Source organism: Luteibacter anthropi (assembly GCF_023699965.1).
Lineage (GTDB): Bacteria > Pseudomonadota > Gammaproteobacteria > Xanthomonadales > Rhodanobacteraceae > Luteibacter > Luteibacter anthropi.
Window position 1 is genome coordinate 1,830,668 of sequence record NZ_CP077072.1, and the last position, 25,296, is coordinate 1,855,963.

Here is a 25,296-nt window from a genome sequence, read left to right on the forward strand (position 1 = left end):
TAGTTCGTCCGGGCATGTTTCGCTGGGAGGCGACATCGCCCAGAACGCCCCTGCCGGAAGCCTCGCCGATGACTGACACCGCCGACATCGCGTCCTTCGTCCGCCCGCTGTGCTTCGACGCCGACCACCCGAGCTTTGCCGGGCATTTCCCGGGCAGACCGATCGTGGCCGGGGTATTGATGCTGGAGCAGGCGGCCGATGCGCTGCGCGAATGGCGTGGCATGGCAACGCGCCAGGTAATCGACGCGAAATTCCTCGCGCCGCTCCTGCCGGCGCAGCGCGCCTTGCTTGAGCTGGTGGCGCTCGAAGCAAATCGCTTCCGCTTCACCATCCTCCGCGACGGCGACGTATTGGTGCGCGGCACGCTGGAGGGCGTCGTATGAGCCACTGGCAGCAGCGGGAAGGCGGTGGTCGCTTTGCGTTCTGGCTGATCCGCACCATCGCCTTGCACCTGGGGCGCCGGGTCACGCGTGTCCTGCTCTATCCGATCACCCTGTATTTCTTCGTGCGTCGCGCCGACGAACGGCAGGCTTCGCGTCTGTACCTGGAGCGTGCGCTGGGGCGCCCGGTCACGACGCGTGATGTCTTTCATCACGTCCATTTTTTCGCGGCCACGTTGCTTGACCGCCTGTTCTTCCTCGCACGCGGAGATCGCGATTTCCGCGTGGAAGTGGAGGGACTGGCCGAACTCAACGAACGCATCCGTAGCGGCAGCGGCGTGCTGCTGATCGGCTCGCACCAGGGCAGCTTCGAAGCCCTGCGCGCACTGGGCGCCCACAGCCCCGACGCGCCGTTGCGGGTGGTACTCGACAAGCAGAAGACCCCTGCCATGACCGCCATGCTGGAAGCGCTGGCGCCGGAAGTGGGCGCCGCCGTGATCGACGCCTCGCTGGGAGGTGCCTCCGTGGCCCTGGCGATGGCCGAGGGCGTGGCGCAGGGACATATGGTGGCCCTGCTGGCCGACCGGGGACATCGGGGCGAAGCTTCGCGCACGGTGTCGTTTCTGGGCACGCCGGCCGACTTTCCCGTGGGCCCGTGGCTGCTGGCGTCCGCCCTGAAAGTGCCGGTCATGCTGTGCATGGGCCTTTACCTGGGCGGCGACCGCTACCGACTGATCTTCGAGCCCTTCGCGGCTGCCATCGACATCCCGCGTGCCGGTCGCGCGGCAGCCCTGGACGATATCGTCGGGCGCTATGCCGCGCGCATCGAGCATTATTGCCGTGCCTATCCCTACAACTGGTTCAACTTCTATGACTTCTGGCAAGAAATGGGTCCTGCTGACGAGCCTGCTGTTGCCGCTGGCATGCCTCGCCGCTCCGACGCCTGAACCGGCGGATGCCAAGGCGCTGGTCGCGTCGCTGAAACGCTCCGCGCCGGCGCGTACGCCATTTGCCGAAGCCCGCTTCATGAAAGTGCTCGACAAGCCGCTGGTGGTGTCGGGTGAGCTTGCCTGGCTGGGTGGCGACAAGCTCGAACGCCGCGTCGACAAGCCGGCGAAAGAAGTCTCCACCATTGCCGATGGCGAGGTAACCCAGGAGCGCGAAGGCCGCAAGCCGCGCACGTTTTCACTGAAGCGTGCGCCGCAGCTGCGGATCCTGCTCGACAGCTTCGTCGCACTGCTTGGCGGCGATGCGTCGCGCCTGGACGACGCCTTCGACGTGCAGCTGGGACGTGATGCCGATCGCTGGGCACTGACCCTCGCACCGCGCGACCCCAGCCTCGCGAAGCAGATCGTTTCCATCCAGGTTTACGGCAGCGGCAACCAGCCGCGCTGCATGCGCATGAACGAGAAGGATGGCGATACCACCATCGACATGCTTGGCGATCTGGCCAGTCACATGGTCGCGGAGCCGGAGCTTGCCGATGTCATTGCCCAGTGTGGCGGCGCGATGTGAAGCAGGCTCGCCTCGGTCTGCTCATCCTGTGGTTGCTGCTGCTGGCCCTGCTGGGCTGGTTCGCATCGCAGCACCTGAAGATCGGTACCGATCTGCGCAGTTTCATGCCGGCGCCCGATACGCCGGACCAGAAGCTGCTGATGGAGCAGGTGGGCGAAGGCCCGGGCTCGCGACTGCTGCTGCTCGCCATCGACGGCGGCAATGATGTGCAGAAAGCGACATGGAGCCGCGGCCTTGCGATTGCGTTGCGCAAGGATCCCGATTTCACCCAGGTGGTGAATGGCGATTTCGACATGGGTGCGCTGGACGAGAATCTGCTTCCCTATCGTTATCTGCTGTCACCGACGCTGGACACGCAGGCCTTCGATGAAGATTACCTCGCCGATCAGTTGCAGCAGCGCCTTGATGACCTCAGCTCACCGGCCGCAAGCCTTCTGAAGGGATTACTGCCCCGCGATCCCACGCTTGAAGTGCTGAAGATCGCGGAGCGCTGGACGCCGCCCCACTCGCCTGACGTGCGCGAAGGCGTCTGGTTTTCATCGAAGGGCGAGGCACTGTTGCTGGCGCAGACGCGTGGCGCGGGTTTTGATCCTGCAACGCAGGGCGAGGCCGTGGAGCACATCCGCACGGTGCTCGCCGCGCTGCCCGGTGGCAAGGATGCCCGTCTCACGATCAGCGGCCCGGGTTATTTCACCGTGCTGGTGAACGCGCAGACACGCGAGCAGGCCGACTGGATCGGCCGCATCTCCACCGTGGGTTTCATCGTGCTGATGTTGCTGGCCTATCGCAGCGTACGCAGCCTGCTGCTCGGTGCCTTGCCGGTGGCTACCGGTGCGCTGGCGGGTATTGCCGCGTTGCTGGCCATGTTCCCCGAAGTGCACGGCATCACCCTGGCCTTCGGTTTCACCCTGCTGGGCGTGGCGCAGGAATACCCGATCCGCTTGCTCAGTCATCGCCGTGCCGGCGAATCGGCGGTAGCCAGCGTGCGCGGCCTGTGGCCACTGCTGCTGACCGCCATCGCATCCGCGTGCATCGCCTACCTGGCGTTTTATGCGTCGGGCGTAGGTGGCTTGCGGCAGCTGGCCGTCTTCACCATCAGCGGCCTGCTCGCCGCCGGATTGTCCACGCGCTACCTCCTGCCGCATCTGCTGCCCGTGCAGGTGCGTGACGTGGCGGATACGCCCGGTCTGGCGCGTTTGCGCGTATGGCTGGATGCGTTGCCGCGTCCGCGCTGGTTGCCGGTGCCGGTCACGCTTGCCGTGCTGGCGATGCTTTTCCTTGCGCCCGGTCCGTTCTGGCAGAACGATCTTTCGGCGCTTACGCCCGTGCCGCGCGACCTGCTCATGACCGACGCCCGCCTGCGCGGCGAGCTGGGTGCACCCGACGTGCGCTATCTGCTCGTGGTACAGGCTGCCGATGCCGACGGCGTGCTGGTGGCGTCAAGGAGGCTGGAACCGGTCATGGACTCGCTGGTGAAGACGAAGGCACTCGATGGGTACGAACTGGCATCGGTGTACCTGCCGGATAGGGCGACCCAGCGTGCGCGGCAGGCGAAACTGCCCGACAAGGCCACCCTCGATCACGATCTCGATGCGGCCTTGTCCGGCATGCCATTTCGCAAGGATCTATTCGCTCCCTTCGTCAGCGACGTCGAAGCGGCGCGCAGCCTGCCGCCGCTGACGCCGGAAGCGTTCGCCCGTTCGGCATTGGGCCAGCGCCTTGCAGCCATGCTGGTGCACCGCGACGATCACTGGGTGGGGCTATCCACCCTCAGCGGGGTGCGTGACCCGCAGGCCATCGGGCACGCGTTGCATGCCACGGGCGTCGACGTGCGGCTGCTCGACCTGAAGGACGCATCGGAATCACTGGTCGCCGCCTATCGCACGCGCATCCTGTATGCCGTGCTCGCGGCGGGGGCACTCCTCTTCGTCACCATCACCGTCGCCCTGCGCAGCGTGCGACGGGCATGGCACGTACTGGCGCCGATGACCCTCGCCACCTTTCTTGTACTGGGTGTCGAGCGCATGGCGGGCATTCCTATCTCGCTGTTCCATCTCGTTGCGCTGATTCTCGCCGCGGGTCTCGGGTTGCATTACGCGCTGTTCTTCGAGCGGGATACCGGTGACGCGGCAGAGCAGCGTCGTACGCTGCACGCCACCATCGTCTGCGTGATATCCGCCCTGCTGGTGTTCGGCATGCTCGCGTGGTCCAGCATTCCCGTGCTGCGCGCCATCGGTCTCACCGTGGCACTCGGCGTTGCCTTCCATTTCTGCCTGTCCATCCTGATGGCCCCGCATGTACGCGAAGACTGATTTCATCGACCTCATCCCGCATGCGGGCGATATGTGCCTGCTCGACGGGGTGGATCGCTTCGATGACGACACCATTCATGCGTGGAGCAGCACCCATGTCTCACCGACGCACCCATTGCGCGGACCGGACGGCATGCATGCGGTGCATCTGGCGGAATATGGTGCGCAGGCGACGGCGGTGCACGGTGCATTGAAAGCAGCACGCGAGGGTGGCAGGCCGCCGCGCCCCGGCATGCTCGTGAGCCTGCGGGGAGTCGTTCTGGCGGTGCAGCGCGTCGACGACCTGCCGGGGCGTCTCGATGTCTACGCACAGTGCCTGATGGCGGACGACAACGGAGCGCAGTACACCTTCCGCATCGAACACGATGGCCGCGAGATCGCCTCGGGCAGGGTGGCGGTGATTCATCCGCCGGCATGACCGGCGGCCCGGAGGGGCTGCGGAAAAGGGTGACTGATGAGGAGCCTGACCGGCCCCTCCGGGCCGACCGACGTAGTGTGCGCGAGCGACATCTCAAACCCTGAGACCACTCCGCCCTTGTAGGAGCGCGCCTTGCGCGCGACCGGAATGGTCCGAACGTTGACGATTTCGCGACAACCGGTCGCGCGCAAGGCGCGCTCCTACATGGTGATGGGGTGGTCGTCGATGATGGTGGGCAGGCTGCGCGAGCGGCGGTAGCTGGCCAGGATGTCGCCGTAGTGGAAGACGCGACCGATGGTGTAGGTGGTGATGCGGGTCACGTCGCGCACCGGCTGGAAGTGACTGAGCCGGAATTCGCCCTGGTAGCGCGAAGCGATAGGTACCGAGACGACGCCGATGCCGCGCTCCCGGCAGGCCGTGATGAGCAGGGCGGCCTCGAAGACGAAATTCTCCGCATGCAGGTCGACCAGATCGAGCGCTGCGCGCGGATAGAAACGCTGGCCGCTCTGTGTATCCACGATCGGCCTTCCGCATGCCCAGGAAATCCCCCAGTCAGCCACGGCGTTTGCACGGCGGCGGCCGTTCGGCTGCTGCTGGCGATCGAGCAGGCGCGCGCCGATCACGATGCTGTCCGGATAGCTGCGAGCGGCGTCGAGAATGGCGGGAATATCCGATGCCAGGTGCTGGCCGTCGCCGTCCATCGTTACCACGCCGTCGCAGTCCATGCGCAGTGCTTCGCGAAAGCCCGAACGCAGCGCTTCGCCTTTGCCCCGGCGCTGCGGATGGCGGATCAGGGTTACCGGTAGCGCAGCTACGATATCCGGCGTGCGATCGGTGGAGCCGTCATCGACCACGATCACCGGCAGGCCCAGCAAGAGTGCGTCGGCCACCACGCGGCCGATTGCCTTTTCCTCGTTGAGGCAGGGAATCAGTACACAGTTGCGGTCGACGTATGCGTTCATGCGGGGTAACCCAGGTCGATGTGCAGATCGAGTCCCTGCGCTGCGGGAAGGCGCAGGGCGGTGGCATGTGTTCGCGCAAGCGCCGCCATCAATGGCACAGACAGGGCGCTGGGGTTGCTTGCGGCAAGCGTGTCCAGCCAGGCATCGCCGCTGGCCTGCGTGCCGATATTGCCCGGCTCGGGCGTGAGATCCATGCGTGCGGCCGCGCCTTGCGCATGCGGCGACAGCACCAGGGCCACGGCGAAGGCGCCGGTGCTGTCGGTCATCTCGCCCAGCGGGCCGCTGCCGGCGATGTCGTAGCAGGCCATGAGCACGGGGCGATCATCGGCCACGGCCTGCGCGGCGCTTTCCAGCAGGCAGGCACCGAAGGCGTGATGTCCACCCGATACCGCGCTGGAGGCCGCATGGCAGTGCGTGGCGATGGTCCAGTAGCCCGCGGGTGCGTTGTGCACGGAGTTATGGAACTTCGTCGGCGACAGCTCGCGCGGCGCATGCGCCAGCGTCTCGCACATGTAGTCGGTGATGGCCTGGTCGCCGTGCGCCGAGGCGAAGACGCAGGGAAGTGTCGCCACATCGAGGCCGCTCATGTGTACGGCCTGTCCGGCTACGGCGGCGGCAAGCAGCACGCTTTCCGGTGCGCGGCGGCGCTCGTTCGGCGGCAGGATGTCGGCGTTCGGGCGTGTGCTGGCGGAAGGTTCTGCCTTTCCGGCCACGATGTCGCTGAAGCCATGCCAGTCCGACGCTCCCGGCGCCCACAGGCCGATGCCATGAATCCACACGGTAAGGGCTGCGCTCATGCCGGTACTCCCTGCCGGGCGAAGGCAAGGCAGGCATTGTTGCCGCCGAAACCGAAGGAGTTGCTGAGTGCGATGCGCAGTTCGGCCTGCTCGGCCTGCCACGCCATCTGCGGGCCACACAGCGGATCAGGCGAGTCGGCACCCAGATTGGCGGGAACCACGCCATCGCGCATGGCGAGCAGGGTGATGGCCGCTTCGAGGATGCCGGCGGCGCCCAGCGTGTGGCCAGTAAAACCCTTCGTGGAGCTGGCGCGTGTGGTGGCCGGGAAGAACCGGGTCAGCAGGGCGGCTTCCACCTCGTCGTTCTTCTGGCTCGCCGTGCCGTGAAGGTTGAGATAGTCGACATCGGCAGGGGTGATGCCTGCGCGTTCAAGCGTGTCGCGCAGGGCGAGTTCGGCGCCGAGCCCTTCCGGATGCGGCGTGGACATGTGGTGCGCATCGCTGGCTTCGCCATAGCCGATGAGCAGGGGCGCGTCTTCGTTCTCGCGTGGACGCTCGATCAGTGCGAAGCCGGCGGCCTCGCCGATGGAGATGCCGTCGCGCGCCGCATCGAAGGGGCGGCATGGCGTCGGCGACACCAGCTCCAGCGAATTGAAACCGAACAGCACGCTGTCGCAGAGCGTATCCGTGCCACCGACGACGGCGGCATCGATCAGGCCCAGGCGGATCATGCGCTCGGCGTTGGCGAACACTTTCGCGCTCGACGAACATGCCGTGGCGACGGTGAGGCAGGGGCCTTCCAGGTCGAACACCGCGGCGACGAAACCGGCAAGCGAGTGCGGCGTGTGCAAGGCAGGGCGGTGCAGGTCGGCAGGCATGTGGCCGTGATCGAGGCGCCGGTACCCTTCTTCGGTGGCGCCGATGCTGGCCGTGGACGTGCCCAGCAACACGGCTACACGCGATGCACCGTAGCGGTGGCGCGCATCGCGTACGGCATCGGCGAAGCCGTCCTGCTGCAGCGCGATCCAGGCAAGACGATTGTTGCGGCAATCCCATTCGGCGAACGGGCGGGGCAGGGCTTCGTCTTCGATACCGTCGACGCGTCCGATCCAGCAGTCCAGCGGTGCCGAGCTGATGTCGTTGGGACGCAGGCCACCGCGCGAGGTGGCCAGGGCTTGCGCGTGGGCATCGAGGCCGCGTCCGAGCGCGGAGGTGGCGGTATAGGCGCGAATGGCCAGGGGTGACATGGGATGAGGCATGGCGGGAGCCTAGCGTTTTTGATCCCTAGCGTCGCGTGAACGCCGCACCGGGATTCAGCGAGCGGCACTGGCGGGTACACTGCGCGTTTTCCCGGACGCCTCGGAAGCGCTATGTCCTCCGGTCTGCTGAAGCCCTTGCGGCGTGGCGTATGGCGCTACCTGAGTGATCGCGACATCCTCGTGGCGGCCTTCGTCACGGCGTTTGCCTGCGTGGGCAGCCTGGGCCTGCTGTATGTGGCGCACCTGGTACGGGTGATCCGGCTGGCGCGGGGTGCGCCGGTGCGGGCAGGGCATCGCGGCGTGTTCCTGGTGTTCGGTCGTCGCCTCGTCGATGACCGGCCCGAGACCGATTTTGCCGCCCGTCTTTCGCGGGCCAGGGATAACGCACTCGACGGGCGCGCGGACCGTGTCCTGTTGCTGGGTGGCCTGAGTGGGGGCGCCATAAGCGAGGCAGAAGCCGGGCGTCGCTGGCTTCAGGCACGCGACTGGCCCCCTGGCGTGCCGCTGGACCTGGAGCAGATATCCATCGATTCCCTGGAAAACCTGCGTCACGCCCGGGAGCTGCTCAGGGCCGGCGACGAAGCTCCGTTGCCGCCCGTCTGGCTGGTCACCAGCCGCTACCATCTCGCCCGCTGCATGTACCTCGCGGGACGCCTGGGCTTCGACGCCTCTGCGCTGGGGGCGGAAGAAGCCATGCCGTGGACGCGGCGCTACCTGCTGCGCATGGCGATGGAGGCCGGCTACCTCATGTGGATCGACACGGGCATGCGCTGGGCGGCGCTTACCGGCAACCGCCGCATGGCTGCACGCATCGGCTGAGGCGTCACGCCTGCGCGGCTGCGTGCCGCAGCGGGGGATCAGGGCTCTCTTGATAAGCTGCACGCCTGCCAAGAGGATGCGGTGCCCATGTCCGAACAAGCCGATATTGCCGAATCGTTCCTGCGTGAGCTGCAGGACCGCATCTGCGCCGCCATCGAAGCCATCGATGGCAAGGCACGCTTCCAGGAAGACGCATGGACCCGCCCCGCCGGTGGTGGCGGTCGTACGCGCGTGCTGCGCGACGGCGCCATCTTCGAGCAGGCGGGCGTGAACTTCTCGCGGGTCTCCGGTACCCAGCTCCCGCCGAGCGCCACGGCCCACCGGCCGGATCTGGCCGGCGGCGGCTTCATCGCCACGGGCGTTTCGCTGGTGCTGCATCCGCGCAATCCGTACATCCCCACCACGCATGCCAACGTGCGCTACTTCGAAGCCTCGAAGGAGGGCGTGGAGCCGGTGTGGTGGTTCGGCGGCGGTTTCGACCTCACGCCGTTCTATCCCTTCGACGAGGATGTCCGTCACTGGCATGGCGTGGCGCGCGACCTTTGCCGGCCGTATGGCGAGGATGTCTACGATCGCTACAAGCGCTGGTGCGACGAGTACTTCTTCCTGAAGCATCGCAACGAGACACGCGGCGTGGGCGGATTGTTCTACGACGATCTCAACGAAGGCGGTTTCGAACGTTGCCTGGATTTCACCCGCGACGTGGGGCAGGGCTTCCTTGATGCCTATCTGCCGATCGTGGAGCGTCGTCGGGATACGCCTCATGGCGAGCGCGAGCGGCAGTTCCAGCTTTATCGCCGTGGGCGTTATGTGGAGTTCAACCTGGTCTACGACCGCGGCACGCTGTTCGGCCTGCAATCGGGCGGACGCACGGAGTCGATCCTGATGAGCCTGCCGCCGCAGGTGCGCTTCGAGTATGCGTATGCGCCGGAAGCGGGGAGTGACGAGGCGCGGCTTTACGAGTACCTGAAGCCGCGCGACTGGGTTTGAGGGTGGTCGCGCGCAAGGCGCGCTCCTACAGGGGCATGGCGTAGCCGTTCGCGAGGCGCGCTCCCTTGTAGGAGCGCGCCTCGCGCGCGACCATTCGAAGCGATATCGGCAACAAATCCCCTTACGGAGCCGACCCCGAGAACTTCTTCGCCGTCGCGCCGCTCACGTTACCCACCGATGCCGAATCGCTCACGAACAGATCCACCGGACGCTCGAAGGTAAGGTCACCCTTCACCACGGCATGCGGCCCGATCACGACCTTGGGATTGCGGTTCTCGCTGCGCCAGTTGTTGCCCTGCGGCTTCTTGTAGAGGACACCGCCCTCCACCTGCGAATTCGCACCCACGGTGAGGTCGGCATTGACCGTCTCGATGCCCTGGCCCACATGGGCGGCGTCCAGCTCGATCTCGCCATTGACGTTGTACAGGCGGCCCTTCACGTCGGCGCCCTTGTCCAGCGAGACACGGCCGTTCACCGACTTCAGGTCGCCGCTCACCTTCGCGTTGCTGTTCAGCGTGATGGCGCCATTGACCGTGTTCACCTGGTCGGCCGAGGCCGAATCGCCCAGCTTCACCGAACCATTCACCGTCTGCGCCTTCTGCACCACCGCGCGGTCGCCGACGCGGACGCTGCCGTTGACGGTGCTGACCTTGTCCACGTGTTCGCCGGAGGATACCTCCACCGAGCCGTTGACCTTGTTGTAGGGGTCGGTGTCCCGCGCCATGGCGCTGCCGGCAACGGAAAGGGCGACGAGGATCGAAAGCAGGGTGCGGCGCATGGTGTGTTACTCCACGAGTAGGCTGGTAGGCCTAGGATGCCCCTTGCGGCCGCAAGGTTTAGCGTGACTTCCGGCAGGGTCCCGAAGTTGACGGCCCCCGGGCCACGGCCCACCATCGCCTTTTTCCCTCGCAGCGTTGGACGCCATGTACAAGCTCGTCATGATCCGCCACGGCCAGTCGGCCTGGAACCTCGAAAACCGCTTCAGCGGCTGGGCCGATGTCGACCTCAGCGAGCTGGGCGTGAAGGAAGCCCAGGAGGCCGGCCGCCTGCTCAAGGAAGCCGGCTTCACCTTCGACCTGGCCCACACCTCCTACCTCAAGCGCGCCGTGCGCACGCTGTGGCACGTGCAGGACGCGATGGACCTGATGTGGATCCCGGTGGTTACCGACTGGCGTCTCAACGAGCGCCACTACGGTGCGCTGACCGGCCTCAACAAGGCCGAGACCGCCGCGAAATACGGCGACGACCAGGTGAAGATCTGGCGCCGCAGCTACGACACCCCGCCGCCGGCGCTGAAGCCGGGCGAGATGTCCTTCGCCGACGACGCCCGCTACGAAGGCATCGCCGACGTACCGCTCACCGAATGCCTGAAGGACACCGTGGCCCGCGTGCTGCCGTACTGGCACGAGGTGCTGGCCCCGGCGATCACCTCGGGCAGGAACGTGCTGATGGCGGCCCATGGCAACTCCATGCGCGCGCTGGTGAAGTACTTCGACAACATCTCGGATGACGACATCGCCGAGCTGAACATCCCCAACGGCATCCCGCTGGTGTATGAATTCGACGCCGATCTGAAGCCGGTGAAGCACTACTACCTGGGCGACCAGGCCGAGATCGCCGCCAAGATGGCCGCCGTGGCCAACCAGGGCAAGGCCTCGGCGTAAGCCGCGCCGCGCCTGGCCTGCTTCGTCCAGGCGGCGGGACGGGCTGACAGTCGTCACCCGCAAAGGGTGGCGACTGGCCCTCGTGGCGGCACCGGCGCGTGGCTAAGCTGTGCCCATCCGACGAACGCGAGAGCCTCGCCATGCTTGCCCAGATCGCCACGCAGTCCCCCGCTTCCCTGTTTACCCCGATCCTCATCGGCGGCCTGGTGGCATTTGCCATCTATCGCCGGGTGCGCGGCAGCTTCGGCCGGCAGCCGATCCGCACGCGCCGCATGACGGGTCGCGTGGTGTTGTTCGGGGTGATCGCCCTGCTGATCCTGTCCTCGGGCTTGCAGGACATCCGCCTGGCGGAGGGCGGCTTCGCGGGACTGCTGGTGGGCGGCGCCCTGGGCCTGCTGGGGCTGCGCCTGACCCGCTTCGAGCTGGGCACCGGCGGCCAGGATTGCTACATCCCCAATCCATGGATCGGCGCAGCGCTGACGGCCCTGTTGCTGGGCCGCCTGGCCTGGCGCTTCCTGGTGCTGGCGCCCATGTTCGGCGGTGCGCAGGCGCACCCGCAGGCACCGGCACCGGGTAACAGCCCGCTCACGATGGTGATCGCCGGGCTGACCATCGGCTACTACATGGCCTACTACATCGGCATCCTGATGCACCACCGCCGCTTCAAGCGGCTGGGGCAGGCCGCGGCCTGAGGATGCCCTTAAGGACGACGCCCTTCAGAGGGCGTCGTTGTCCAGCTCACCGGTGCGGATCCGCACCACCTGATCGAGCGGACTGACGAAGATCTTGCCGTCGCCGATCTTGCCGGTACGGGCGGCCTGCTGGATGGCTTCGACCACGCGCTCGATCTGGTCGTCGGCCACGGCGACCTCAAGCTTGATCTTGGGCAGGAAGTCCACCACATACTCGGCGCCCCGGTACAGTTCGGTATGGCCCTTCTGCCGGCCAAAGCCCTTCACCTCCGTCACGGTGACGCCCTGGACGCCCACGTCGGCGAGGGCTTCGCGGACGTCGTCCAGCTTGAACGGCTTGATGATGGCGACCACCAGCTTCATGTATGGCTCCTTGGGGCGCAGGCGGGTGCCGGCGCGGGGGATGGACATTGTGCCATCCGGGCTGCCGGGCGTCTTCCTGGGTTCTTTGTAGGAAAAACCCTACAAGACGTGTGGGCGTACGCCTATAGCGCCTACAATCCCATCACTTAGAATTCATTCCACGACATCGAGGTGCGCAAGATGGATGTGCAGGGTATCGATCAACTCGCACAGCGATTGGCATCGTTGGTTCCGCCAGGGTTGGCGCAAGCGCGTGAGGACATGCACGCCAACATCAAAGACATTCTGGCGCAGGGATTACGCCGCCTCGATCTCGTAACCCGCGAGGAATTCGACGTCCAGAGCCAGGTCCTGGCCCGTACGCGCGAAAAGCTCGAAAGTTTGGAAAAGCGCATCGCTGATCTCGAAGTCAGCGCAGCGCACCGCGGCCAGTAGGACTGACCGCAAGTCCCGGGACCGCCTCCGATCCGTCACCCTCACCCCGAGAGCGGTCGGGGGCGGTTATTTTCCCCGCCGGCGCAAGGAGCGCGTATGCGAACAGGATCCCCGCAGGATCGACGACGTTCGCTACCCGGCCAAATCCGTTACCGGTTACGATACCTCCACTTATGAGTCTCGCGGTCACCTTGTCGCGGGCGCAGGAAGGTGTTGCCGCGCCGCAGGTCGTCGTCGAGGTTCACCTGTCCGGCGGCCTGCCCTCCACGTCCATCGTCGGCCTGCCCGAAGCGGCGGTGCGCGAGGCGCGTGACCGCGTCCGGGTCGCCATCCAGAACACCGCCTTCGAGTATCCCAACCGCCGGGTCACCGTGAACCTCGCGCCCGCCGAGTTGCCGAAGGATGGCGGACGTTTCGACCTCGCCATCGCCCTGGGCATCCTCGCCGCCGGCTCACAGGTGCCCCGCGAACGGCTCGACGACTGTGAATTCCTGGGCGAGCTGGCCCTGTCCGGCGAGCTCCGCCCCGTGTCCGGCATCCTTCCCGCCCTGATCCGCGCCCGTCGCAGCGGCCGTCGCATCGTCGTACCTCGTGCCAATGCCGCCGAGGCCGCCATCATCGGCGAGGCCGATGTACTGCTTGCCGACAGCCTTGCCGAGGTCTGCGCCTGGCTGAGCGGGCAGGTCGAGCTGGTGCCACCACCGGTATCCACCGACTTCTACGACCTGCCGCAGTCCGGCCCCGACATGGGCGACATCCGGGGCCAGCACCAGGCGCGCCGGGCACTGGAGATCGCCGCGGCCGGCGGCCACCACCTGCTTCTCATCGGCCCGCCCGGCACCGGCAAGACCATGCTGGCCGAACGCCTGCCCGGCATTCTTCCACCCATGACTGAATCCGAGGCGCTGGAGAGCTGCGCCATCCGCTCACTGGCTGGCGAAGATATCGATCCGGAAGGCTGGCGCCGCCGTCCCTTCCGCGCCCCGCATCACACGGCATCGGGCGTGGCACTGGTCGGCGGCGGCTCCTGCCCCCGCCCGGGCGAAATCTCGCTGGCGCATAACGGCGTGCTGTTCCTCGACGAGCTTCCCGAGTTCTCGCGGCATGTCCTCGAAGTGCTCCGCGAGCCACTGGAATCCGGGCAGATCGTTATCTCCCGTGCCGCGCGCCAGTCCACCTTTCCGGCGGAATTCCAGCTGGTCGCTGCAATGAATCCCTGCCCCTGCGGTTACGCAGGCGATCCGTTGCACGAATGCCGCTGCACGCCGGATCAGGTGCAGCGCTACCGCTCGCGCATTTCCGGCCCGCTGCTCGATCGCATCGATCTGTGCGTGGAAGTACCGCGCGTACCCATCTCGGCCCTCACGGCCGGCCCTTCACCCATGGACGAAGACAGCGCCACGGTGCGCCGTCGCGTCATCACGGCGCGAGAGAAGGCGCTGCTGCGTTCGGGTCAGAGCAATGCGGAACTGAGCGTCGTGAACCTGGAGCGTGACTGCGCGTTGCCGCATGCGGAACGCGAGTGGCTTGAATCGGCACTCGACAAGCTGGGTGCCTCGGCACGCGCCTATCACCGCATTCTCCGTGTGGCGCGCACCATCGCCGATCTCGAAGGCGGCACAGGGTGTGTCGAACAGCCGCATCTGGCGGAAGCGCTTCATTACCGGCGTTTCTGATCGACGTGAGCCGGCGAAACCAGCGTTGCTGGCAGCCTGCACTCAGCTCATGGCACAAAGCGGCTTTTCGTCAGGCCTGAGCGTCAGCACTCGCACGCCGTGTCGTGTCACGGCCACCGTATGTTCGAACTGTGCGGACAGCTTGCCGTCGCGCGTGTACACCGGCCATTGATCGGGATGCGACACGATGGCGGGCCTGCCCTCGTTGAGCATCGGCTCGATGGTGAAGGTCATGCCTTCCTGCAATTCGACGCCCGTGCCGCGATGTCCGTAGTGGAGCACCTGCGGGTCTTCGTGCATCTCACGGCCGATGCCATGGCCACAGAATTCCTTGACCACGCTATACCCGTGTTCGCGCGCGTGGCGGGCGATAGCGTGACCGATGTCGCCAAGGCGTGCGCCGGGGCGTACTTCGGCGATGCCTTTCCACATGGCCTGGTAGGTCACATCGACCAGGCGCCGGGCTGCATAGCCGACTTCGCCGATCAGGTAAGTGGTGCTGGAATCGGCAACGTAGCCGTCTTTTTCCAGCGTGATATCCAGGTTGACGATCTGCCCGTTACGCAGAATATCGTCTTCCGACGGCATGCCATGGCATACGACGTTGTCGATCGAGGCGTTCAGTACATAGGGAAAGTCATACTGTCCCTTGCTGGCAGGGCGGGCCTTCAGTTCATCGACGATCATGCGCTCGACGAAATCGTTGATCTGCATGGTGCTCATGCCTTCCATGGGCAGGCGATCAAGGGCATGGAACACGGAGGCCAGCAAGCGGCCGGATTCCGCCATGCGAACGATTTCGTCGGATTGCTTGATCACGCCGATGCGGCCAGTGGCTGCGACCGGACGCCGGCTTCCCTCAATTCCCTCGCCACCAGTTCCTGGAAACTCAGCTCGGGATGCAGCTCGCAGAGCATGCCGATGCGAATCCAGAAATTGGCCTGGGCGTTGATCGAACGGCTGGTGACCGTGCATGCGCGGCGCAGCTGGTCGTGCAGTTCGTCGTCGATGTTCACGATGCCCATGGGTGTTCCTGCCTGAAGAATATGCGAAACATATATGAATCGTATATTCCATTCAAGGCCAACAGCCGGTGGAAGAACCCGTCTTCACATACCGGAGAGTGATCCCCGTCACGGCACGGCTACCCCCTGTCCGGGGTAAACAAAGCGCGCGATTTTTTGCCATGCACGGGAGTGCGCCAGGGGCTAGCGTGTCAAAGGGCCATGTTTGCGCGGCACGTCATGCCATGACGTATGCCGAGGCAGGGGAAAGTTCATGACCGTCCGGTTCGCCATGGATCCGCGAGCGACTCCATGCCGTGCCCATGCGCCCGATCCCTTCCTTACGAGACGAGCGTGATGATCGATCGCATCCCTTCCGCCCCGCGTATCCTGAGCATGCTGATTCCGGCCCTTCTGGCCGTTTCCGCCGGCGCCCAGGCCAATGGCGCACATACGCCGTTCACCAGTTACGAGGCCGAAGCCGGACACCTCAACGGCGCGCACCTCGTTGCCCTCACGGCACCCCCGGCCGACCGTTTCGCGACGCCTGCGCTGGAAGCTTCCGGCCATTCCTATGTGGAACTGCGCAACACCGGCGAAGAAGTCTGGTGGAGCAACGACACCGGTCAGCCGATCAGCTACATCGACGTTCGCGCCAGTGTGCCCGATGCCCCGCAGGGCGGAGGCATCGAAACGACGCTCAACCTCTACGTCAACGGCGTTTTCCGCCAGCACGTCAATCTCAATTCCCACCAGTCGTGGATCTACGAGGGCCAGCAGTACCAGGCGAGCGACCAGAATCCCGCCAGCGGTCGTCCGCGCGCCTTCTTCGACGACAGTCACTTCTTCGTGCAGGGCGATCCGATCGCACCGGGCAGCACGTTTTCGTTCCGCAAGGACGGTGACAACTCCGCGAGCTTCTATGACCTCGATGTGATCGACGTCGAGAACCCGCCCGCACCGCTCGCGCAGCCGGCCGGCTCGCTGTCGATCACCGATTGCGGCGCCGTAGCCGACAACGCGCCGACGCTGGGCCGTGGCGATACGAACGCGCCCGACAGCTCGGGCGCTATCCAGAACTGCATCAACCAGGCGCAGGCGCAGAACCGCGTGCTGTGGGTGCCGGCCGGTACGTTCTACCTGAAGGGTACGCAAGGCCTCATCGTCAATGGCCTGACCATCCAGGGCGCAGGCATGTGGTACAGCACCATCTATCGCCAGGTGAGCCTGCCCAACAACGCCGGTGGCCTCGGTGCGCTGTTCCAGGTGCATTCGTCCACGATTCGCGGGCTGCACCTGGATTCCAACGCGACCAGCCGTGAAAGCATCGACGGTGCAGGCGGCGCGATGGATATCGCGGGCACCAACTGGCTACTGGAAAACCTGTGGACCGAGCATGTGCTGTCCGGCTACTGGGCCGCAGGCAACGGCGGCACCATTCGCAACAACCGCGTGACCTCGGTATGGGCGGATGGCTGCAACCTCAACAATGTGTCGCTGGATGCCACGCAAGGCAACAACCTCACCGCCACCAACAATTTCATCCGTGGCACGGGTGACGATGCCATGGCGATCAATTCGGTGCATTACAACGGATCGGGCGCAGGGCAGGTTTTCTACAGCCCGATGACCAACATCCACGAAACGGACAATACGCTCATCGCCGCATGGAATGGCAAGGGCATCGGTGTGTATGGCGGTACCGGCCATGACGTGGAAGACAACCTGATTGCTGACACCGCGCGTTATACCGGCCTTGGCGTAGGGCGTTTCGGCGTCAATGGCGACGACCTGCACAATTCGCGTATCGCGGGCAATCGCATCGAGCGTGCAGGCGGCAACGGTTTCGATCAAGGGCAGCCAGCCATTCACATCGGCAACGGCAGCGATGGTCAGAACACCGGCATCGTGGACGGCAACGTCGTGACGGGCAACGTCGTCGTGCAGCCGATGTTCGACGGCATCGGTTTCTCGACGTCGACCAACACGACGCTGTCGAACAATACCGTGGTGTCACCATGGCGCAACGGCATCGTCATCGGAGCGCCGTTCTATCCGGCGAAGAACGGCAATGCCACGCTGACGGCAAATACGGTGAACGGCGTTGCCGCCGGTCAGTTGCCCTACCAGAACAGCGAGCCGACTTTCAGCGCTACGCTGAGTGGCAACAGCTGGCAGGTGCCGGCATCGGAGACCGCGTTCTCCAATGCTCTCGCCTTCCCTGGAACACTATTGTTCAATAGCTACGACCTAGGTGGTCAGGCCGTCGCCTATAACGTGTTCTCCGCCAATGGCGGTGCGAACGTGTCCCGTCCGGACAGCATCGACTTGGAAACGAGTTCGGATGCGGGTGGCGGCTATGACCTGGGTTGGACGGCTAGCGGGCAGTGGTTCAATTACACCGTGAATGTCGCCCAATCAGGTATTTACCAGCTTGCCTTCCGTGTAGCGTCCCCGGGTGGTGTGCCGCGCGCATTCCATCTTGCAGATGCCAACGGCCACAACCTCACAGGAGGCGTCGACGTGCCGTCTACGGGTAGCTGGCAGGCCTGGACCACGGTCACCGCCTCCATGCATTTACAGGCAGGCAAGCAGGTGCTGACGCTGACCGAGGATGCGTCCGGCTGGAATGTGCATCAGGTAGCGGCCTCGCCTCAGTAAGTCAGGCCGCTCGCCGATCACTTACTGAGGTCGGAGAGACCGCGCCGTCCCTGCGCAGCAGGGGCGGCGCGGTCTGGTGAAGGCGTGCTCGACATCGTTACTGTGCCTATATCGGATGAGGTGATAGGCGAGGTTGGCGGTGTGCCAGAAAGCACGTCGCCTCTGCCTGGAGCTTTGCGAATCAAACGTTGCAATTTTGATGGCGAAGTCATTATCTATATCGATATCCCAGCCCGTTTGGCGCTGCGAATGAAGCAAAGGTGTCATTGCTGATTGAAGATGTTTTCGCCCGATTTGCCATCAGGTAGTGAGCTTGCAACGGTGCGCGGAAATGCTCTGATCGGCAAGGCCGTGTACACAAGTAGCAGCCTGTTTCGATGGTGATGTTTTCATCCAACGCCTCCATTGATCGTCGGGCTGTGCCTGATGTCTTGTATTTCTCATCCCATGAGAATGTGGCCGTGCCTGGCGCCATCTTTTGAAGTGGCGTTGTTGTGCATGCCTGCAATTAAGGGGTGTTCGATATGATGCAGTTACAAAAGAAGTATGGATTCGTGATTCTTCTATTTGCTCCGTCGGTACTTCTGCCAATGACGGGGTTGGCGAACTTTGAGGGTGATCTTGCTCAGTACCCATCTGCGATAGAAAGGACGGCGTTTGCTGATGAAGTCAGAGGTCTGGTGCAATCGATTGTCGACAAGCAAGAGCGAATACCTGGCCAGTTGGCAACTATCCGTGTCAAGGTATCCATTCCTGATGAGGGGTCACGAATCACGGTTGATCTTGGGCGTGGATACGTTCCGTCGATCAATGGTGGTGAGTTAGAGGATCTTCTTCATCAGATAAATATTCATGTCTATACGTTGATCGAATCAAGGGCATTGACTTATGACCTGGAATTCAGATTCGAACGTAAGCGTATCGATGACTACTTCGATGATGATCTTCCCCAGTTCAATGGAGTGGGAAGGGCAAGGCTTCGTCGTGATGTGGCAGATGCTCGCCTGAGGGTTGTGGTTGCCGCAGGGCACGGAAAGTACTATCACAGGCATTTCAAGAAATGGCTTTACCAGAGGGAAGAGCATAATGGCATTATCGAGGATGCGATTACGCCACGATTTGCATGGAGGCTTGGACGCTACTTAACGATGAGAAGCGGAGTTGAAGTTTTTCGTGTTCGCGCGGATGGCGTTGATAGGCATGGCGAGTCTGGTGAATATCTATCCAGTCTGGGTGCGCGTTATTACTTGCAATCCATTCTTCCGGACGTGCCCTCTATATGGAATAGCTTTTCAAGCAGAGATTACGGCTTGGTGGAGAGAGATGAGGACATACGTAGCAGGCCATTTTACGCCAACTATCTAAAAGCGGATGCCCTGATTCACATTCATACTAATGCTTCTTCCTCGCATGTTCGTGGTGTGCGAGTGTACTATTATGACGGTCGCTCAACGGATCGTAGGTTGGCGGAGAACGCTCTTTGCTATATGCGAGAATCCATTCATTCAGTTAGGTCGTTCCAGGATTTTCCTGTGTCACTGAAGCCTCACCCTGGAGATCAGGGTGAAAATAAGCACGCCACCATGCCGTCCATCATTGCCGAAGTAGGATTCCATACCAATGCCGAGGATGCTAACGCGATCCAGCATCCGCTTTTTCAGGATGCTGCGATGCGCGGGCTTGAGAAGGGCTATCGGTTATTTCGCGAAGGAAAGGGCTGCGATCCCTTTACAGTTAACTTCCCCGATTCCAAGCTGATATCCGGGAGTTCGGTAGAAGTAGAGATAGCAGTAGGAGGAAATCCGCGCTATCCCATTCATTACACGACTTACGTGAAAGAATGTACACCGGGCATTATTTGTGTGGCTAGTTCGGGTGTTTTCTATAGCGAAGATCAGCGGAAGGTGACTCATCGTTCCTGTAATGGCGCTAAGAAACCGTTTCGGATGGTCTGGGGCGTCACGGCTAGGGACGATGACGGAGTTACCGCAACAACGGAAACGTCGTTGGTTTGCCAGCCAAGAGCTTGAGGCACTATTGGCTCGGTCCAATCATCGTCTTCTGGTGAATGGACGGTGCGTCTCGTCAACTTGCCTCCGCAGCCTATTTTGAAGTTGTTGTGTAGCCATCTTAATTTTTCTCTTCGATAGCGATAGTTTTTGCGCCTATCAGGCTAGAATGGCCAAGTCAGGGGCGTCTCGATTGCTTTAAGCTTGCCGTGCAATCTCGTCAGGGTCGTATTCACGGTAGATATGTCGAAATGCATATAGGTCGAAGTCAGGGGGACTGGCGGCCACGCAGTCTTTGAGGGGATTGAATCGGTCGACACTTAAGCGTGTGTCGATCATCCCTGCTGTCGTTTGAGTAGAGCCTTCATGTCCGATATCACTGCCGGTTCCGTCTCAAGCGGGGGCTATTCCAGGATGTATGCGCGGCTATCCGTGACTGCACAGCCCGTTAGCGTCGTTGATCGCATCGTTACCATCGATACCCTGAGGGGGTTTGCCCTTCTGGGCATTCTGGTAATGAACATCGATGATTTTGCGATCCCCGGTGCATTCGGCGGTATTCCGCTGAATGCATTCACGGGCGACCACGCCACGCTCAACATGATCATCTGGGCGATCAAGTGGATCTTCTTCGAAGGTCGTATGCGCGGCGTGTTCGCCATGCTGTTCGGTGCAGGCGTGGTTCTTCTCACCGAGCGCATCTCGAAGCGGGATGGCGTCACATCCGCGTCGGACATTTATATGCGACGCAACATGTGGCTTCTCGTCATGGGGTTCCTGCATGGCGTATTCATCTGGACGGGCGACATCCTGTTCCATTACGGCCTGTGCGCGCTCATCTTTCTTTATCCGTTTCGTCTGCTCAAGTCGCGCACACTGATCATCACCGGCACACTCGTTTCCCTGTTCATCGCAACAACCAGCATGTCGCTTTTCTACCTCAAGCTTCCGCAGCGCCTTGCACTCCAGCAGCAGGTAGCGGCCGAGGTAAGCCACACGTCGGGCGCCCACCCGGATGCAGAAGCGGTCAAGCGCGCGAAAGAATGGAAAGAACTCAATACATCGCAGGTGACGGACAAGGAAGGGTATGCGGAGCAGGTCGCCGAGGTTCGCGAGCAGAGCTATGTGGAAGGCGTGGAGGCGCGTTTTACCCGTCTTTATGGCGACAGGTCGGGCCGCGGTTACCTGGAGATCTTCGATGAATTCAGTGCCATGCTGATCGGCATGGGGCTTTTCAAGAATGGATTCCTCACCGGACGTCAATCCACGAAGGTCTACGCCTGGACGGTAGCCATCGGTTTCCTGATCTCGGTGCCGCTCTCGTTGCTCGGGCTATGGCACGTGCAGCAGGACGGATTCACCACGTGGAGCATGAGCCTGTGGCTTTACCTGCCTTATTACCTCAATCGTGAAGCCGCATCGCTCGCCATCACGGCGCTCATCCTGTTGTTGATGAGGCAAGGCGTGGCAAAGGGCCTGTGGAATGCGCTTTCGGCCGTGGGCAGGACAGCGCTCAGCAACTACCTCCTTACCAGCCTCATCGCGCGTGCCCTGTTCTCGGTCGGCCCCTGGGCGCTCTACGGCAGGCTGGAGTACTACCAGATCACCTACGTGATCGCCGCCATCTGGGCGTTCAACATCGTGGCAAGCATGCTCTGGCTGCGTGCTTTCCGTTTTGGTCCGATCGAATGGGCGTGGCGCTCGCTGACGTACGCACAGTGGCAGCCCATGCGTATTCGTGAGCCGGTGACGGCCTGATTCCCGATACGGAAAAGAACAGAGCGTGCGCACCGAACGCTTTCGCTGTTGCTACGAGGTCGTGTCGTGATGACGTGAAACAGTGCGTTTCCTCCGGTGAACTTTATTTCATGTACTGAAGAGTTGACAAATAGGGGGTGGGGGCGGAGAATTCTGTACCAGGCGGTTCTCTTAATAATGGCCCGCCCGCCCCGTCCCGATGCTGGATACCCCTCCCTCCCCCCGCTCCAGCATCGGGACCCGGCCTTTCTTCACATTTGGATCCTTATGATCCCCGTTGGCGACCGGCTCCCCGAGCTGGTCGTTTTTCTTTTGGGAACAAGGATCTGCACCTCTATGGAACTGGCAATGCTGCTGACCCTGATGCTCGGCATCGGGTTCCTGTGCCAATGGCTGGCCTGGCGGGTGCGCCTGCCGGCGATTCTCTTCCTGCTGCTCGCCGGTATCGTCGCCGGCCCGGTGACGGGGCTGCTGCATCCCGATCAGCTGCTGGGCGACCTGTTGTTTCCCATCGTTTCGCTGGCGGTGGCGGTCATCCTGTTCGAGGGCAGCCTCACGCTGCGCTTCGGTGAGCTGAAAGGTATCGGGCACGCCGTGCGTGGCCTGGTCAGCTACGGCGCCATCGCGGCGCTGCTGATGCTGGCCGCTGCCGCGCACTGGATCGGCGGACTCAGCTGGGAGTTGTCGCTGCTGTTCGGTGCGCTGACCTGTGTGACCGGACCCACGGTGATTGCGCCGATGCTGCGCACGGTGCGGCCCAATGCGCGCATCTCCAACATCCTGCGCTGGGAAGGCATCGTCATCGATCCGATCGGCGCGCTGTTCGCCGTGCTGGTGTACGAAGCGATCGTGTCGCACCGGCAGGGGCATTCCATCCAGGTATTCCTGGGCACCGTGGCCTGTGGCGTGATCGTGGGTGGCGTGGCGGCCTTCGTGCTCGGCCGGCTGTTACGTCGGCAGATCATTCCCGAGTATCTGCAGAACTTCGGCACGTTGGCTGCGGTGCTGGCCACCTTCAGCGTGTCCAATCACTTCGCGCATGAATCGGGCTTGCTTGCCGTGACGATCATGGGCATCGCGCTGGGCAACATGCGCGATGTGCATATCGACGACATCATGGACTTCAAGGAGCACCTGACGACGCTGCTGGTGTCCACGTTGTTCATCCTGCTGGCCGCGCGACTGGACTGGCCACTGCCCGACGGCGCGTTGTTCGCGGGTATTGCGATCTTCGTAGTCGCGCAGCTGTTCATCAGGCCGCTATCGGTGCTCATCTCCAGCGTCGGCAGCACGCTGGCGTGGAAGGAGCGTGCGCTGATTGCATGGATCGCACCGCGTGGCATCGTGGCCGCATCCGTCTCTGCGCTGTTTGCCATCCGTCTGGAAAAGATCGGCCTTGAAGGCGCGGACAAGATGGTGCCGCTGGTGTTCCTGATGATCATCGGCACCGTGGTATTCCAGAGCGCCACGGCGCGGCCCCTGGCCCGCTGGCTCAAGGTGGCCGATCCGGAACCGCGTGGCGTGCTGATCTATGGCTCGGACAATGTGGCGCTGGAGATTGCGCAGGCCCTGGCGGCGAACGACGGCCTTCGCGTGGTGGTGGCCGACGACGACTGGAACGGCATTCGTGCCGCCCGCATGGCGGGGCTTTCCACGTTCTTCGGTAATCCGGCCTCGCAGGCGGCGGATCGCAATCTCGATCTGGCCGGTATCGGTCATCTTTTTGCGATGTCCACGCACCGCGAACTGAATTCGCTGGTGAGCGTGCATTACCGCGAGGAGTTCGGGCGCGACAAGGTATATCGCCTGCGCAACCTGTCGCCGGAGGAAAGCCATGGTCGCGCATCGCTGGCCGGTAGCCTGCTTGCCACGGCGCTGTTTGCCGACGACATGACCCATGCGCGTTTCGCCGATCTGTTGAAGGAGGGCTGGCGGATCAAGTCCACGCGCCTCAGTGAAACCTTCGACTGGCCGCACTTCATCGAGCAGTACGGCTCGCGCACGGTGTTGTTGTTCGGCATGGAAGAGAAGGGCGCCCTGCGCATCGCATCCGGGCATCGCGAGCTGGAACCGCGCCCGGGCTGGACGGTGATCGCCCTGGTGCCTCCGGAACAGGGCGTCATTCCTTGACGCGCTGCCATAGGAGGCCGAAAATACGCACCGCGACCGCGCGCAGTCTCCCCGCCCTCGGTCGCAGTCTCCCCCTCGACAGCCAGCCAAGCCCCCTTCCGCGCGGGCCCAGCCAGCAATCGTGCGAGCTGCTATTCCTGTAGGAGCGCGCCTTGCGCGCGACCGGGGCATGCGCAGCGCACCTGTCGCGCGCAAGGCGCACTCCTACACAAGCATCAGGCGGCCGAGGCGGGGTGGAACTGCTCTTCTTCCGTCGAGCCTGACAATGCCGACAGCGAGCTGAGCGAGCCCGAGATCACCTGGTTCACCGCATCGAAGTAGCCCGTGCCCACTTCGCGCTGGTGCTTCACCGCCGTGTAGCCGTCCTTTTCCGAAGCGAACTCCGCATCCTGCAGTTCCACATAAGCTGCCATCTGGTGCTGGCGATAGCCGTTGGCGAGCTGGAACATCGAATGGTTGAGTGCGTGGAAGCCGGCCAGGGTGATGAACTGGAAGGCATAGCCCATCTCGCCCAGGCGCTTCTGGAAGCTGGCGATGGTCTTTTCGTCGAGGTGTTTCTTCCAGTTGAAGCTCGGCGAGCAGTTATAGGCCAGCTTCTTGCCCGGGAACTTCGCATGGATCGCTTCGGCGAAGTGGCGTGCTTCGTCCAGATCCGGCGTGGAGGTCTCGCACCAGATCAGGTCGGCATACGGCGCATACGCCAGGCCACGGCTGATGGCCTGCTCAAGGCCTTGGCGGCTTTCGTGAAAGCCTTCCACGGTGCGCTTGCCGGTGAGGAAGGGTTTGTCGTTGTCGTCGATGTCCGACGTAACGAGGCCTGCGCCCTGGGCGTCGGTGCGCGCGATGATGAGCGTGGGCACGCCGGCCACGTCGGCGGCCAGTCGTGCGGCAACCAGCTTCTGCACGGCTTCCTGCGTCGGCACCAGCACCTTGCCACCCATGTGTCCGCACTTCTTCGCGCTGGCGAGCTGGTCTTCGAAATGCACGCCGGCCACACCGGCTTCGATCATCTGGCCCATCAGCTCATAGGCGTTGAGCACGCCGCCGAAGCCGGCCTCGGCATCGGCCACGATCGGTGCGAGCCAGTCGCGGCCATCCTTGCCTTCGGCGTGGTGGATCTGATCCGCGCGCAGCAGCGCCTTGTTGATCCGGCGTGCGACATTGGGCACGGAATCCACCGGGTACAGTGACTGGTCGGGATACATGGTGCCTGCCGTATTCGCATCGGCGGCGACCTGCCAGCCAGAGAGATAGATGGCTTCCAGCCCGGCCTTCACCTGCTGCATCGCCTGGTTGCCGGTGAGGGCGCCCAGTGCATTCACGAAGGGGCGCTCGTGCAGCGAGCGCCACAGGCGTTCGGCACCACGACGGGCCAGCGTATGTTCCACCTGCACGCTGCCGCGCAGGCGCACCACGTCTTCCGCGCCATAGGGGCGCTCGATACCGTTCCAGCGGTCGTTGTTCTTCCAGTCCAGCGTGATGTGTTCGGCGTTGTGCGTCTTCATGGTGGTT

23 protein-coding genes are annotated in these 25,296 nt (G+C 63.4%); 15 read left to right on the top strand and 8 right to left on the bottom strand.

What is annotated here, in order from left to right:
• Nucleotides 1-68 precede the first annotated feature (68 nt).
• Genes KR767_RS08200 through KR767_RS08220 form a run of 5 tightly spaced genes read left to right on the top strand, consistent with a single transcriptional unit; the run spans nt 69 to nt 4,625 of the window.
• On the top strand, nt 69-383 hold the full coding sequence (locus KR767_RS08200) for an ApeI family dehydratase (protein WP_250878771.1): 315 nt from the start codon (nt 69-71) through the stop codon (nt 381-383).
• Complete coding sequence (locus KR767_RS08205) at nt 380-1,327, top strand: lysophospholipid acyltransferase family protein (protein ID WP_250878772.1); 948 nt, start codon at nt 380-382, stop codon at nt 1,325-1,327. The genes KR767_RS08200 and KR767_RS08205 overlap by 4 nt, the downstream gene beginning before the upstream one ends.
• Nucleotides 1,251-1,895, top strand: coding sequence for an outer membrane lipoprotein carrier protein LolA (locus KR767_RS08210; protein ID WP_250878773.1), 645 nt, complete (start codon nt 1,251-1,253; stop codon nt 1,893-1,895). The genes KR767_RS08205 and KR767_RS08210 overlap by 77 nt, the downstream gene beginning before the upstream one ends.
• A complete protein-coding gene (locus KR767_RS08215; RefSeq protein WP_250878774.1) occupies nt 1,892-4,207 on the top strand; it encodes an MMPL family transporter in 2,316 nt (771 codons plus the stop codon). Before KR767_RS08210 ends, KR767_RS08215 begins: the two co-directional genes overlap by 4 nt.
• Entirely contained in the window at nt 4,191-4,625 is a 435-nt protein-coding gene (locus tag KR767_RS08220; RefSeq protein ID WP_166946165.1) for a hotdog family protein, read from the top strand. Before KR767_RS08215 ends, KR767_RS08220 begins: the two co-directional genes overlap by 17 nt.
• A gap of 200 nt (nt 4,626-4,825) precedes the next feature.
• On the opposite strand, the gene KR767_RS08225 is transcribed toward KR767_RS08220, so the two are convergent.
• The 3 genes from KR767_RS08225 to KR767_RS08235 are packed head-to-tail and all read right to left on the bottom strand — an operon-like array spanning nt 4,826 to nt 7,571.
• Nucleotides 4,826-5,587: a glycosyltransferase family 2 protein gene (locus KR767_RS08225; protein WP_166946167.1), complete on the bottom strand. Its 762-nt coding sequence runs from the start codon at nt 5,585-5,587 to the stop codon at nt 4,826-4,828.
• Entirely contained in the window at nt 5,584-6,384 is an 801-nt protein-coding gene (locus KR767_RS08230) for a beta-ketoacyl synthase chain length factor (RefSeq protein ID WP_250878775.1), read from the bottom strand. Before KR767_RS08230 ends, KR767_RS08225 begins: the two co-directional genes overlap by 4 nt.
• Nucleotides 6,381-7,571: a beta-ketoacyl-[acyl-carrier-protein] synthase family protein gene (locus KR767_RS08235; RefSeq protein ID WP_166946441.1), complete on the bottom strand. Its 1,191-nt coding sequence runs from the start codon at nt 7,569-7,571 to the stop codon at nt 6,381-6,383. Before KR767_RS08235 ends, KR767_RS08230 begins: the two co-directional genes overlap by 4 nt.
• Before the next feature lie 123 nt (nt 7,572-7,694).
• On the opposite strand from KR767_RS08235, the gene KR767_RS08240 reads away from it, so the two are divergent.
• Nucleotides 7,695-8,402 carry a YdcF family protein gene (locus tag KR767_RS08240; RefSeq protein WP_250878776.1) on the top strand — a complete coding sequence of 236 codons (708 nt, stop codon included), beginning with the start codon at nt 7,695-7,697 and terminating at the stop codon, nt 8,400-8,402.
• 87 nt (nt 8,403-8,489) lie between these two features.
• A complete protein-coding gene (hemF, locus tag KR767_RS08245; RefSeq protein ID WP_250878777.1) occupies nt 8,490-9,392 on the top strand; it encodes an oxygen-dependent coproporphyrinogen oxidase in 903 nt (300 codons plus the stop codon).
• A 121-nt stretch (nt 9,393-9,513) separates the two neighbouring features.
• Here hemF and KR767_RS08250 read toward each other — a convergent pair whose 3' ends face one another.
• Nucleotides 9,514-10,170 carry a polymer-forming cytoskeletal protein gene (locus tag KR767_RS08250; protein ID WP_166946173.1) on the bottom strand — a complete coding sequence of 219 codons (657 nt, stop codon included), beginning with the start codon at nt 10,168-10,170 and terminating at the stop codon, nt 9,514-9,516.
• A 145-nt stretch (nt 10,171-10,315) separates the two neighbouring features.
• Here KR767_RS08250 and gpmA point away from each other — a divergent pair, with 145 nt between their 5' ends.
• Both gpmA and KR767_RS08260 read left to right on the top strand, forming a co-directional pair.
• Nucleotides 10,316-11,056, top strand: coding sequence for a 2,3-diphosphoglycerate-dependent phosphoglycerate mutase (gene gpmA / locus KR767_RS08255; RefSeq protein ID WP_166946175.1), 741 nt, complete (start codon nt 10,316-10,318; stop codon nt 11,054-11,056).
• 98 nt (nt 11,057-11,154) lie between these two features.
• On the top strand, nt 11,155-11,748 hold the full coding sequence (locus KR767_RS08260) for a CcdC protein domain-containing protein (RefSeq protein WP_250878778.1): 594 nt from the start codon (nt 11,155-11,157) through the stop codon (nt 11,746-11,748).
• 24 nt (nt 11,749-11,772) lie between these two features.
• Here KR767_RS08260 and glnK read toward each other — a convergent pair whose 3' ends face one another.
• Complete coding sequence (glnK, locus tag KR767_RS08265) at nt 11,773-12,111, bottom strand: P-II family nitrogen regulator (RefSeq protein WP_166946445.1); 339 nt, start codon at nt 12,109-12,111, stop codon at nt 11,773-11,775.
• Between the two features lie 180 nt (nt 12,112-12,291).
• On the opposite strand from glnK, the gene ubiK reads away from it, so the two are divergent.
• Nucleotides 12,292-12,546 carry a ubiquinone biosynthesis accessory factor UbiK gene (gene ubiK, locus KR767_RS08270; RefSeq protein WP_250879135.1) on the top strand — a complete coding sequence of 85 codons (255 nt, stop codon included), beginning with the start codon at nt 12,292-12,294 and terminating at the stop codon, nt 12,544-12,546.
• Between the two features lie 173 nt (nt 12,547-12,719).
• The gene (locus KR767_RS08275; protein WP_166946177.1) at nt 12,720-14,222 is read left to right on the top strand and encodes a YifB family Mg chelatase-like AAA ATPase; all 1,503 of its coding nucleotides are present in this window, start codon (nt 12,720-12,722) and stop codon (nt 14,220-14,222) included.
• A gap of 42 nt (nt 14,223-14,264) precedes the next feature.
• Here the strand turns inward: KR767_RS08275 and map are convergent, their stop codons facing one another.
• Nucleotides 14,265-15,041 carry a type I methionyl aminopeptidase gene (gene map / locus KR767_RS08280; RefSeq protein ID WP_250878779.1) on the bottom strand — a complete coding sequence of 259 codons (777 nt, stop codon included), beginning with the start codon at nt 15,039-15,041 and terminating at the stop codon, nt 14,265-14,267.
• A complete protein-coding gene (locus tag KR767_RS08285; RefSeq protein WP_166946181.1) occupies nt 15,038-15,247 on the bottom strand; it encodes a ParD-like family protein in 210 nt (69 codons plus the stop codon). Before KR767_RS08285 ends, map begins: the two co-directional genes overlap by 4 nt.
• Nucleotides 15,248-15,583: 336 nt before the next feature.
• Here KR767_RS08285 and KR767_RS08290 point away from each other — a divergent pair, with 336 nt between their 5' ends.
• The 4 genes from KR767_RS08290 (at nt 15,584) to KR767_RS08305 (ending at nt 23,784) form a co-directional block, all read left to right on the top strand.
• Nucleotides 15,584-17,887, top strand: a complete 2,304-nt coding sequence (locus KR767_RS08290; RefSeq protein WP_250878780.1) for a carbohydrate-binding protein — start codon at nt 15,584-15,586, stop codon at nt 17,885-17,887.
• 524 nt (nt 17,888-18,411) lie between these two features.
• On the top strand, nt 18,412-19,917 hold the full coding sequence (locus tag KR767_RS08295; RefSeq protein ID WP_250878781.1) for an N-acetylmuramoyl-L-alanine amidase family protein: 1,506 nt from the start codon (nt 18,412-18,414) through the stop codon (nt 19,915-19,917).
• 495 nt (nt 19,918-20,412) lie between these two features.
• A complete protein-coding gene (locus KR767_RS08300) occupies nt 20,413-21,654 on the top strand; it encodes a DUF418 domain-containing protein (protein ID WP_250878782.1) in 1,242 nt (413 codons plus the stop codon).
• 336 nt (nt 21,655-21,990) lie between these two features.
• A complete protein-coding gene (locus tag KR767_RS08305; RefSeq protein ID WP_250878783.1) occupies nt 21,991-23,784 on the top strand; it encodes a cation:proton antiporter in 1,794 nt (597 codons plus the stop codon).
• A gap of 215 nt (nt 23,785-23,999) precedes the next feature.
• On the opposite strand, the gene aceA is transcribed toward KR767_RS08305, so the two are convergent.
• The gene (gene aceA, locus KR767_RS08310; protein WP_250878784.1) at nt 24,000-25,289 is read right to left on the bottom strand and encodes an isocitrate lyase; all 1,290 of its coding nucleotides are present in this window, start codon (nt 25,287-25,289) and stop codon (nt 24,000-24,002) included.
• Nucleotides 25,290-25,296 lie beyond the last annotated feature (7 nt).

Excerpts from the sequence above, each read along its gene's own strand:
- KR767_RS08290 (WP_250878780.1), top strand. The coding sequence starts at position 15,584 with ATGATCGATCGCATCCCTTCCGCCCCGCGTATCCTGAGCATGCTGATT.
- KR767_RS08305 (WP_250878783.1), top strand. The coding sequence starts at position 21,991 with ATGGAACTGGCAATGCTGCTGACCCTGATGCTCGGCATCGGGTTCCTG.
- KR767_RS08300 (WP_250878782.1), top strand. The coding sequence starts at position 20,413 with ATGAACATCGATGATTTTGCGATCCCCGGTGCATTCGGCGGTATTCCG.
- KR767_RS08295 (WP_250878781.1), top strand. The coding sequence starts at position 18,412 with ATGATGCAGTTACAAAAGAAGTATGGATTCGTGATTCTTCTATTTGCT.
- gpmA (WP_166946175.1), top strand. The coding sequence starts at position 10,316 with ATGTACAAGCTCGTCATGATCCGCCACGGCCAGTCGGCCTGGAACCTC.
- KR767_RS08220 (WP_166946165.1), top strand. The coding sequence starts at position 4,191 with ATGTACGCGAAGACTGATTTCATCGACCTCATCCCGCATGCGGGCGAT.
- KR767_RS08210 (WP_250878773.1), top strand. The coding sequence starts at position 1,251 with ATGACTTCTGGCAAGAAATGGGTCCTGCTGACGAGCCTGCTGTTGCCG.
- KR767_RS08240 (WP_250878776.1), top strand. The coding sequence starts at position 7,695 with ATGTCCTCCGGTCTGCTGAAGCCCTTGCGGCGTGGCGTATGGCGCTAC.
- ubiK (WP_250879135.1), top strand. The coding sequence starts at position 12,292 with ATGGATGTGCAGGGTATCGATCAACTCGCACAGCGATTGGCATCGTTG.
- aceA (WP_250878784.1), bottom strand. The coding sequence starts at position 25,289 with ATGAAGACGCACAACGCCGAACACATCACGCTGGACTGGAAGAACAAC.
- KR767_RS08230 (WP_250878775.1), bottom strand. The coding sequence starts at position 6,384 with ATGAGCGCAGCCCTTACCGTGTGGATTCATGGCATCGGCCTGTGGGCG.
- KR767_RS08250 (WP_166946173.1), bottom strand. The coding sequence starts at position 10,170 with ATGCGCCGCACCCTGCTTTCGATCCTCGTCGCCCTTTCCGTTGCCGGC.
- hemF (WP_250878777.1), top strand. The coding sequence starts at position 8,490 with ATGTCCGAACAAGCCGATATTGCCGAATCGTTCCTGCGTGAGCTGCAG.
- KR767_RS08275 (WP_166946177.1), top strand. The coding sequence starts at position 12,720 with ATGAGTCTCGCGGTCACCTTGTCGCGGGCGCAGGAAGGTGTTGCCGCG.
- glnK (WP_166946445.1), bottom strand. The coding sequence starts at position 12,111 with ATGAAGCTGGTGGTCGCCATCATCAAGCCGTTCAAGCTGGACGACGTC.
- KR767_RS08225 (WP_166946167.1), bottom strand. The coding sequence starts at position 5,587 with ATGAACGCATACGTCGACCGCAACTGTGTACTGATTCCCTGCCTCAAC.
- KR767_RS08285 (WP_166946181.1), bottom strand. The coding sequence starts at position 15,247 with ATGGGCATCGTGAACATCGACGACGAACTGCACGACCAGCTGCGCCGC.
- KR767_RS08205 (WP_250878772.1), top strand. The coding sequence starts at position 380 with ATGAGCCACTGGCAGCAGCGGGAAGGCGGTGGTCGCTTTGCGTTCTGG.
- KR767_RS08235 (WP_166946441.1), bottom strand. The coding sequence starts at position 7,571 with ATGTCACCCCTGGCCATTCGCGCCTATACCGCCACCTCCGCGCTCGGA.
- KR767_RS08200 (WP_250878771.1), top strand. The coding sequence starts at position 69 with ATGACTGACACCGCCGACATCGCGTCCTTCGTCCGCCCGCTGTGCTTC.